The organism is Stappia sp. TSB10P1A, from assembly GCF_900185725.1.
GTDB lineage: Bacteria > Pseudomonadota > Alphaproteobacteria > Rhizobiales > Stappiaceae > Stappia.
The window spans coordinates 1-1,458 of record NZ_FYAU01000009.1; the positions used below are offsets into that span (position 1 = coordinate 1).

The window sequence follows — 1,458 nt, forward strand, 5'->3', positions numbered from 1 at the left end:
GGTGGGAAATTTCAAATCGCGCCGAAAGCGCCTATTCGACGGGCTCCAGGCCGGCCAGCAGCGCGGCCAGGGCGAGGCGCAGCTCGCCGGTCTCAGGGATTGGCTTGGTGCCGCGCTCCCATGTGGAGATCGTCTGCGGATGGCGGCCGAGAATGGCGGCAAACTCGGCCTGATTGAGGCCGAGTTTGATCCGGATATCTCGTAGACTTGCGGGGGTCATGATCTGCTCCTTGACACTTTTGGCTGCATCGGCTGATACTTTGCTGGCCTCGGATGTCCGGGGATAGGCCATGTTCGTTTTTTTGGCCGATATGCCAAAGCTCCCCCACAAGCGTGGGGATAGGCCGAGTTTTTCGGACTTGCCGACATTTGACGATCCCCCACATGCGTGGGGAAAGAGCCCCCGCCCGGTTATCCGGCGGGGGTTTTGTCTTGAGCGCCGCCGCCCCGGATCCATGCGGCCCGTCTGTCGTAGTCGCGGACGACTCGGTCAACCACATCGCGTGCCCTGCCGTCCTCGATATCCGCCAGCGCCTCTGCGATCCCCAGCACACGGATGCCATTCAGCCGGCCCCATATGCTGAGATTTGCCAGCATCTCGGCCGCGGCCGCGCTGTCGCGGTCCATGAATGCATTGACCAGCCGGTTGGCGGATGCGTCCCGGCTTTTCGACCGGGACCAGCGCTCAGCCCCGGTCGCTCCGATTGTCAGTCTCAGCATAGCGCGGCCTCAGATGTGGCGGGTGAGATCGGCATGGGCCTTGGCCCAAGTATCGCCGTGAAATTCGACGGCATGCTTGATCTCGTAGGCGTCGACCGATTTGCCATCGAGCAGCATGACGACATCGTGCTTCGGGCGGACCGCGCCAGGGCCGAAGGTCGACCGGATCCATTGCATGCGCTCGACCGCAATCGAGACGGCGCGGGCAAGGCGGCGCGGGGTGATCTCGCCAGTGTAAAGCACTTCGCGCGAGGTGCTGCCGTCGGTGTCGATGCAGGTGGTGACGACTTCGATCTTGGTCATATCCGTATCTCCGCCCCTCATTCCGGGAGGCGCCGGTCACCAGCTCCTTGCTGATGACTTAAATATAAGTCTCAGACTTAGTGACGTCAACAGGAAAATAAGCCTCAGACTTATTTTTTTGTGCCCTTAGCCGGCGGGCGCAGCGTCCCGCTCTTGCAGGAAAAGCGATGCACGTTACGGACTGTCGTAAATAGCTTCTCGTAGCCGGCCTCGCCGTCTGCGATGTCATCGTAGTAGGCCGTGACGATATCCATGGCGCGGCCCTCTCCATCCAGGAGGACGCAGCGGAGCACCGGGTTCACCAGCGTTTTTCCCGTGTTGTTCACCATCTTCATGATGATGCGGTCTGCGACCGGGCCGACCTCGTGACGCTCGAGGATGACCTCGACGCCTCCCGCCGCTACCGGCGCCGGTGCGATCATGGCAATCGCGAAA

Annotated in this window: 4 protein-coding genes; all 4 read right to left on the reverse strand. The window is 61.7% G+C overall.

The annotated features are described in order from the left end of the window. Positions 1 to 31: 31 nt before the first annotated feature. Positions 32 to 220: a helix-turn-helix domain-containing protein gene (locus tag TSB10P1A_RS02055; RefSeq protein WP_186386246.1), complete on the reverse strand. Its 189-nt coding sequence runs from the start codon at positions 218 to 220 to the stop codon at positions 32 to 34. A 191-nt stretch (positions 221 to 411) separates the two neighbouring features. After that, the gene (locus tag TSB10P1A_RS02060; RefSeq protein WP_186386247.1) at positions 412 to 720 is read right to left on the reverse strand and encodes a hypothetical protein; all 309 of its coding nucleotides are present in this window, start codon (positions 718 to 720) and stop codon (positions 412 to 414) included. A gap of 9 nt (positions 721 to 729) precedes the next feature. Further along, a complete protein-coding gene (locus tag TSB10P1A_RS02065; RefSeq protein WP_186386248.1) occupies positions 730 to 1,023 on the reverse strand; it encodes a hypothetical protein in 294 nt (97 codons plus the stop codon). 110 nt (positions 1,024 to 1,133) lie between these two features. Next, a partial coding sequence (locus tag TSB10P1A_RS02070; RefSeq protein WP_186386249.1) for a hypothetical protein occupies positions 1,134 to 1,458 on the reverse strand: 325 nt, incomplete at its 5' end.

What these genes read in the sequence shown, in the direction of transcription:
- TSB10P1A_RS02065 (WP_186386248.1), bottom strand. Translation starts at nt 1,023, where the DNA reads ATGACCAAGATCGAAGTCGTCACCACCTGCATCGACACCGACGGCAGC.
- TSB10P1A_RS02060 (WP_186386247.1), bottom strand. Translation starts at nt 720, where the DNA reads ATGCTGAGACTGACAATCGGAGCGACCGGGGCTGAGCGCTGGTCCCGG.
- TSB10P1A_RS02055 (WP_186386246.1), bottom strand. Translation starts at nt 220, where the DNA reads ATGACCCCCGCAAGTCTACGAGATATCCGGATCAAACTCGGCCTCAAT.